The sequence below is a fragment of the Deltaproteobacteria bacterium genome (assembly GCA_013151915.1).
Lineage (GTDB): Bacteria > BMS3Abin14 > BMS3Abin14 > BMS3Abin14 > BMS3Abin14 > BMS3ABIN14.
This window is the reverse complement of the sequence record JAADHJ010000055.1, coordinates 1-7,209: the sequence shown is the minus strand read 5'-3', so window position 1 is coordinate 7,209 and position 7,209 is coordinate 1. Positions and strand designations below refer to the sequence as shown.

General features: G+C 54.8%; 5 protein-coding genes. 1 reads left to right on the top strand and 4 read right to left on the bottom strand.

Features of this window, described 5'->3' with window-relative positions; genetic code table 11:
* Nucleotides 1-608: 608 nt before the first annotated feature.
* Genes GXP52_10135 through cooS form a run of 4 tightly spaced genes read right to left on the bottom strand, consistent with a single transcriptional unit; the run spans nt 609 to nt 5,162 of the window.
* Nucleotides 609-1,409, bottom strand: coding sequence for an ABC transporter ATP-binding protein (locus GXP52_10135; protein NOY87641.1), 801 nt, complete (start codon nt 1,407-1,409; stop codon nt 609-611).
* Nucleotides 1,396-2,169 (bottom strand): ABC transporter permease, encoded by a 774-nt coding sequence (locus GXP52_10130; GenBank protein ID NOY87640.1) that lies wholly within the window; start codon nt 2,167-2,169, stop codon nt 1,396-1,398. The genes GXP52_10135 and GXP52_10130 overlap by 14 nt, the downstream gene beginning before the upstream one ends.
* Before the next feature lie 21 nt (nt 2,170-2,190).
* The gene (locus tag GXP52_10125) at nt 2,191-3,177 is read right to left on the bottom strand and encodes an ABC transporter substrate-binding protein (GenBank protein ID NOY87639.1); all 987 of its coding nucleotides are present in this window, start codon (nt 3,175-3,177) and stop codon (nt 2,191-2,193) included.
* Nucleotides 3,178-3,221: 44 nt separating this feature from the next.
* Entirely contained in the window at nt 3,222-5,162 is a 1,941-nt protein-coding gene (gene cooS, locus GXP52_10120) for an anaerobic carbon-monoxide dehydrogenase catalytic subunit (GenBank protein NOY87638.1), read from the bottom strand.
* A gap of 342 nt (nt 5,163-5,504) precedes the next feature.
* Here cooS and GXP52_10115 point away from each other — a divergent pair, with 342 nt between their 5' ends.
* On the top strand, nt 5,505-6,896 hold the full coding sequence (locus GXP52_10115) for a capsule assembly Wzi family protein (GenBank protein ID NOY87637.1): 1,392 nt from the start codon (nt 5,505-5,507) through the stop codon (nt 6,894-6,896).
* Nucleotides 6,897-7,209 lie beyond the last annotated feature (313 nt).

Below are 7,209 nucleotides of genomic sequence, written 5' to 3'. Positions count from 1 at the left end.
CGGGATTGCCGCGTCACTCTCGTCTATCTCGATGTTCCTCGCAATGACTTCGCTGGTCATTGAACCTTGAACCTTGAACGTTTTTTACCACGTTGAACGCTCTTTTTTGGACCCGCTTTTCCCCTCTGGACTCTGGACACTGGACTCTGGACTGACTTACCATGTTGAACGCTCTTTATCCCGTTGAACCTTGAACGTTGAACATTCTTTAACCAGTTGTCCCGGAAATATAACGCAATTGTTCACAGTAACTCAAGGAAGTTGTGGCGAAGGGTGTTGTGGAGGGGGGTGGATCGGGGATCAGCCCGTAATGGATCTTGAACGTTTTAGGTTTGGGGTCATCCTGGGAATGGGTGCCTGGATGCAGCTTCGCCCGGGATTGCCGCGTCACTCTCGTCTATCTCGATGTTCCTCGCAATGACACAGCGGCGTCACCGTGCGTACCCCCTACCTGTCATCGCGAGCTGTAACCCATGCGAAGCGATCCCGTAGCGGCCGGAGGGCGCCGTAATGCTCCTCGCAATGACTTCGCTGGTCATTGAACGTTGAACATTGAACGTTTTTTACCACGTTGAACATTCCTTACCCCGTTGAACCTGTTTTACCTTTCATATCCTGTAATCTTCACTGACCTGTGTTATGAGGCGGAACTCCTTTAAGATATCGCCGCGCAGGCGGTTGAAACTGGTGCCGGCGCGATTGCGGGGACGGGGCAGTTCATTATCCATGATCTGAAAGCCCTTGCCCCCCAGGTGCATGATGGCGATTCTGTCGAACAGGTAGACCGCTTCATCGATGTCGTGAGTTACGAAAAGGACGGTCATTTTCTTCTTCTCCCAGATCCCGTAAAGCTCATCCTGCATCCTGTAGCGGGTGAAGGTGTCCAGTGCGCTGAAAGGCTCATCCATGAGAATGAGCTCAGGTTCCACCGCGAGCGCGCGGGCGAGGGTGACTCTCTGTTTCATCCCGCCGGAAAGCTCATGTGGATGGTGGTTCGAAAACGATTCCATCCCCACAAGCTCCAGGTAGTCCATGCTGATCATGCGCCTTTCCTTCCTGCTCAATCTCCTACCCTCCAGTCCGAACTCGACATTGCCGAGAACGGTACGCCACGGCAGGAGACCGGATTCCTGAAAGATCATAATGGCGTTAGGTCCGGGGGACTCGACAGGGACACCCTTGGTGGTGACGCTCCCCGAGGTAGGCTTTTCAAAACCCGCGATAATGTTCAATAGCGTTGTTTTCCCACAGCCGCTGGGCCCCAGAAGGCAGAACAGTTCACCCTCCTGGATCGTAAGATTCAGGTACTTGAGGATGGTTTGAGCATTACCGTCCTTCTGCGTGAACCCTTTCGTCAAGTTCTTTACCACGATGATCGGTTCGCCTGAACCTCCGTCACGCCGTTCCATTATGTGCCCCCCATCTTATCTGGACCTTCTTCTCGATGAACTCCAGGGATTTGCTCAAAATCAGCCCCAGGCCGCCGATGAGAAGGATCGCCGCTATCACCACCTCGTAGCGCAGGCTGTTTCTCCCATCTATGATCATGTAGCCGAGGCCGGAGTTCACCCCCAACATCTCGCCGACTACCAGGAAAACCCAACCTGAACCCAGGGCTATCTGCATCCCGGTGACCATGTATGGAAAGGATGCGGGGATAATTATTTTGGAGAGGATGGCCCGCTCGGTCAATCCAAAATTACGTGCGACGTCTATGTACAACCGATTCACATGGTGAACCGCCGCCACGGTTGAGAGCAGAATAGGAAAGAAAGCGGCTATAAAAACAATGACCATGGTCGGCAGGTTTCCTATACCAAACCACAACACGATGAGGGGCAGCCATGCGATGGGCGAGATGGGCCTGAGAAGCTGGACGATGGGATCGAATGCGAACCACATACGGGAGTAGCGGCCGAACAGGAGGCCCAGCGGAAGGGCTGTGGCTGCGGCAGCCAGGTAGCCCGCGAAAAACCTGTACAGACTGATGCCGATATTTTCGGGAAGGGTTCCCTTTATCAGAAGATCCTTCAAGGTCAGAACAACACTCATCGGCGAGGGCAGCAGGTCGGCGGGGTAGTGACCACTGGCGATGTCCCAGATGATTATTATGATCACGGACGTGACCAGCGGGTAGGCGTATCTTTCGAATCTCTGCAAACTTTTCATTTCCACTGCCGCCCCCTGCCTTTACCCTTCGAATTCCTCTGCGAACCGGCCCCTGATAATCTCGTTGACGTTCACCTTCTGATGAAGGACTCCCATCTCCACGAGGTAATCATTTATCATGGCCAACTCGCCCGCATCGGGCTTCAGGTCGCTGTAGTTGGTCCACGTCAGGGCCTGTTTCCAGTATTTCTTTTCGACGCCGGTATATTTTTGAGCGGCGACGGTCGCCATCTCGGGATCGGCTTGGATATCCTTCCCGGCGCGGACAAAATACCGTATGAACTCTCTCATGGGCTCTTCGTTCGCTGTTATCGTGTCCGTAGTGGCTGCCACCCCGCAGCAGGTCCAATTTGGCCAGATGCTGTCGGCGGAAATGAGGATTTTGCCCTTTCCATTGAGCACCGACTGGCTGCCGAAGGGTTCGGCGACCACATAAGCGGCGATCTCCCCGGACGCGAGGGCTGCCGGCATGTCAGGAGGAGGCATCTCCCGGACACGGACCTGTGAGTATGGAATACCTTTATCCTTCAATGCCTTGTAAAGGAGGATGTTGTGCCCGGAAAGACGGTGCGGGATCGCCACCGTGCGGCCCCTCAGATCCTCGAGCCCGTTGATTTCAAGGGATGAGGTTATGAAATCCCCGTTCCTGTGGCTCAACGCGAGGATCTCGATCGGCAGACCTTTGATCTTGCTTGCCAGCACGATCTCGAACATGGTGATGGCTGCCTGGAGCTTCCCGGCATTGAGCGCCTCGGTGAGGTCGGGCCATGATGTGAACTTGACCGGTTCGATCTTGGCCTTTTTCATTTCACTGCCGTACTTCTCCATAAGAACAAAAAGCGGCCATGAATGGGTTATAGGCAGAAAACCCACCTTTATATTGGTCCTGCCGCTGTCGGTGGACCGGCTTTTTGTGTCCGAGCATCCGAGGAAAGACAGGGGCGTTCCCGCGGTCGCCAGGATGGTTATGCCGCTTGTTTTTAAAAATTTCCGACGTGTAATATTCATGATAACTCCTTTTAATATCGTTTCGCGCGGGGGCGGATCTTTAACTAACTCCATCCCTGTTTTCGAAGCTCCAGCCGCTTTCGATGCAGGTGCATATTAACGATCTGCGCGGCAAGTATCGGATCCGATTCCGTAAAGACCTGTGCACCGACCCTGTTGATAAGGCCGTCCTGGCTGAAGAAGTCCGCGACATCATTGCCGCACCGTTCAAGGTCATCCGGGTCGTCACCGGAAGGTTTAATGATGGGCTGAGGGATGTGGCCCGGAAACCCGATGGTGTTGCTGATGCCGTGGACAAGGAAGGTCACCCCCTGGCCCAAGGTTTTCTCGTTCCCCGGTTCCGGACCGATGAACATGAAAGGCATGTCGTGTATCTTCAATCCCGCTGCTTCTGCCAGGGTTATGAACAATCTTAAAGAGCGCGCATTGTCGACACAGCCGCCCACAGCGAGGGCGGGCGGTATTCCCAGCTTCTCTAAAAGGACGCGCGTATCATGCGGGGCCATTTCGGAGGCGTCAGGAGCGCAAAGCCCTGCATTTAAAAGCGCGTGGGAACAGCACCCGGTGGTGGTAAGAAGGACACCGGCCGCGATTAGTTCCCTGGCGATGGTCACGTGGTTGCTCTCGTAGGGCACCTTTGGTGTGTTGCATCCCACGATGGTGCATATCCCCTTGAACTTTCCGGTTTTGAGCAGCTCCACCAGGCGGTCCGCGCCGCCGAACGCTTCTAAAATGGCCTCGTAACTCCATCCTACGAGAGCTTCGGTCCTGTAGTCGGGGATGTGGATATTGCGCCTTTTCCTGCGGCCGAAGGACTCCACGGCACTGCGGGCGACATATAACGCGTTGTCGTCTAATGATCCGGGGTCTTCCGGGTCGAAGGGCACATGAACGGCTCCGGGAATCCGGTTGGATCTGCACGTCGTGATTATCTCCGTCCCGAAGCAGTCCGCTGTGATTTTCATGCCCGGTATGATGCACTGCATATCGACGATCACGGTATCCACGGCGCCGGTACCGATAGCGAGTTCCTGCCCCAGGATATTGGTCACAGTCGGTATGCCGTGACGCGCAAGGAGTTCCTCTCCCGTGCAGCACATCCCGCCCAGAACGATTCCTTTGGCCCCCAACTGCCTGGCCAGCGACTGGATCTCGGGTGTGTGGATCTTCTCCAGGATCTTTTCCACCATAACAGGGGAGTGGCCGTGAAGGAGGATGTTGACATGATCCTCCTTGAGGACTCCGAAGTTCACCACTGTTTTTCGTGGCCGGGGTATTCCGTAGAGAATCTCCGTCGCGAGGGACGTCCCGAAGAGGGTGGAATAGCAATAGGCCAGCGCTGAGCGGAGTTCCTGGTCCACGAGGGCCATCCAGTCCGAGCAGGCGCCGAGAGTAGTCATGTGCAGGGCTTCCATTATCTCGTAAGCTGACGATCGGGGCAGGATATCGAGCTTCCGCCAGAGGTCCCTGTTTTCCTGTCCGGCGTACGCTTCCAGCAGCCGGAGTTCACCTTTCTTCATTTTTCCCAGGTCTTCAAGAAGGATTTCGGCGATCTCGCCCGCAATCGCCTCGATCTTGCGGTTTTCGACCTCAATCCCAAGGCGGCCGGCCATCTCGAAAACCCGATCCTCACCCTTGATCTTTATATCTACGGTCCCGTCCCTGACCGCCATGATGGTGAGATATATTTCATGTGCATGACGGGCGTGTGCGGCAAGGCCGGAAACAAGCGCGCGCAGCAGGTTGCCCATAACGATCAGGTTCATGTCTTTTCCGCAGACCCCGTGTGTGGATTTACGGCTGATCGTGCATGGACCCCACTGACACATCCGGCAGCATGTGCCCTGCAGGCCGAACTTGCACTGGGGCTGCTGAGCTGCGAAACGATCCAGAAAAATCGGAACCCCTTCTTTTTGCAGCTTCGTTATCAATTCCTTTGCCGCGGGGTTGGGAGTGCGTTTCAGCACCTCATCCTTTTCCGGCATATTCGTGTTCAAATACAAGTACTTGTAACTCAACGGAGTATCCTCCCGGACAGCTCTTCACGACGACTCTATCCAACGCAGAAAACCACATAAATAGCGATGAATTAATCGCACGAAGGAGATTTAAACACAAGTATAGTGTGGTAATATGTTATTCTTGTCTGTATTTGTCAAGTAAATTATTAAAGTATACCTTGGCTATATCCCATAATTTACTAGGGTTGTTGTTTTTAGGGGACGTAGTTAAGTTGTTAAGTTGTTGACGCAATCCCCAACAACTTAACAACTTAACTACGTCCCCCAACAGTGGACACGCGTTTTATTACCTACTATAAAGAACCTATGGCCTTCCGGCATGGATTCTGGACAATTGCAATCGTCTTGCTTCTTCTCCCCCTGGCGCACCTGCCGGGTGCCCTTGCCTCCGATATCCCTCTTGATTCCCCTCTCTATCCCATGTTGGACCGGTATTGGTCCGAGGGCATGCTCGATGTCTATCGCCCCGACCAGGGCCCCATTTCCAGCCGGGAGGCCGGGGACCTCCTGGATGCACTGGACGATCCCGGAAACCTGAAAATTTTTCTTCCCGGCGGAAAGGTCTCCGTCATACCCCGTATCGGGTGGGAGGGAGGTGACGAGGGGTTCGTCCCCGACAACCGTTCAGGCATACCGGTGTCCGGCGGTTTAGTCACCGGCGGCGAATTCATCCTGAACGTTCATCGGTTCTCCCTCTTTGTCGACGGGAGGCTTCCTCTGACCGATAGTGGGGATCGGTTTTTCAAAGAGGCCTACGGGCAATTCCGCTGGGGCAAGCTCCAGTTCACCTTGGGCAAGGAGAACATGTGGTGGGGACCGGGCAGGAGGGGAAGCCTTCTCCTGACCGACAACGCCGCACCCCGCAAGGTGTTCCGCCTGGACAACTACCCCGATTTTACGCTGCCCGGTTTTCTTAAACATCTCGGCGGCGTCCGCGTTTCCTTCTTCCTGTCGCGCCTCGACGATGACCGCCCCGGTTTTGTCCCTGACCCCATCATGGGAGGGCTGAAGATCGGCTTTTCACCCAATCCAAACCTCATATTCTCACTGAACCGCACCTTCCTTTTCGGCGGGGAGGGGAGGGACGAAGATTTTGGCGCCTTTATCGATGTCCTGCTGGGCCGGCCGGGCAGCGAGTCGGCCTCGGCTTCGCAGAACGTCATCGGCAACCAGATAGCCGGCTTCTCCGTTATCTGGAGGACCCTGGCCGACGCCCAGCCGTTTACCCTCTACGTGGATGGCGCCGGAGAGGACGCTGCCGGATGGACACCGTCCAAGTGGGCCTTCCTGGGGGGTGTCTACCTTCCGCGTATCGGACAATCGGAGATGTTCGATGTGCGTATCGAGGCGGCTTCCACAGATCTGGGCTACTCCGGCTGGTACACGCATGCGGATTACCCTTATACTTACAGAGGCCGTCTCATGGGGCATCCCATGGGCGGGGGCGCCGAGGACCTTTATGTCGAACTGGGCGCCTACCCGGTCCCGGCTTCGAGGCTGGCGTTCACTGTCGCAAGGACGAGGGAGATAGACCCGGGGGGAGGGCACGACATCCTCATGACGTGGGGGTTGAAGGGAGACCTCTGGACCCTGCGGCGAACCGTCACCCTGCAGTGGGTCAGAAAGGACAGGGAAGGTCCCGCCGCGGTTCCGGATGAGGGGGATCTCTTTTCGATGACGGTGAAGTTCAGGTTGTAGGGCGGTTGCGGAATGGATCTGCACCACATGACACGGCATGTTGAACAAAGATCTTGTGGATCTTCTCCCACTTTTTATCACGCATTTTCTAACCCTGGCAAAAATGTTTACTCAATAATATAAACGTGTTAGGGGAACTGTCCACAGTTTCTGTAAATTGATGCTTAGGGGACAGGCAGTTTACGATTCTGACAGTGAGGACTATAATGAACAGAAAGATTTTTGTTCAAATTCCGGCAAATCATCCATCCGGCGGCATCAAGGTTGCCAATCAGTTAGTCAATCTATTTCGAGAACATGCCTATGAATCATT

What these genes read in the sequence shown, in the direction of transcription:
- GXP52_10135 (NOY87641.1), bottom strand. Translation starts at nt 1,409, where the DNA reads ATGGAACGGCGTGACGGAGGTTCAGGCGAACCGATCATCGTGGTAAAG.
- GXP52_10130 (NOY87640.1), bottom strand. Translation starts at nt 2,169, where the DNA reads ATGAAAAGTTTGCAGAGATTCGAAAGATACGCCTACCCGCTGGTCACG.
- GXP52_10125 (NOY87639.1), bottom strand. Translation starts at nt 3,177, where the DNA reads ATGAATATTACACGTCGGAAATTTTTAAAAACAAGCGGCATAACCATC.
- cooS (NOY87638.1), bottom strand. Translation starts at nt 5,162, where the DNA reads ATGCCGGAAAAGGATGAGGTGCTGAAACGCACTCCCAACCCCGCGGCA.
- GXP52_10115 (NOY87637.1), top strand. Translation starts at nt 5,505, where the DNA reads ATGGCCTTCCGGCATGGATTCTGGACAATTGCAATCGTCTTGCTTCTT.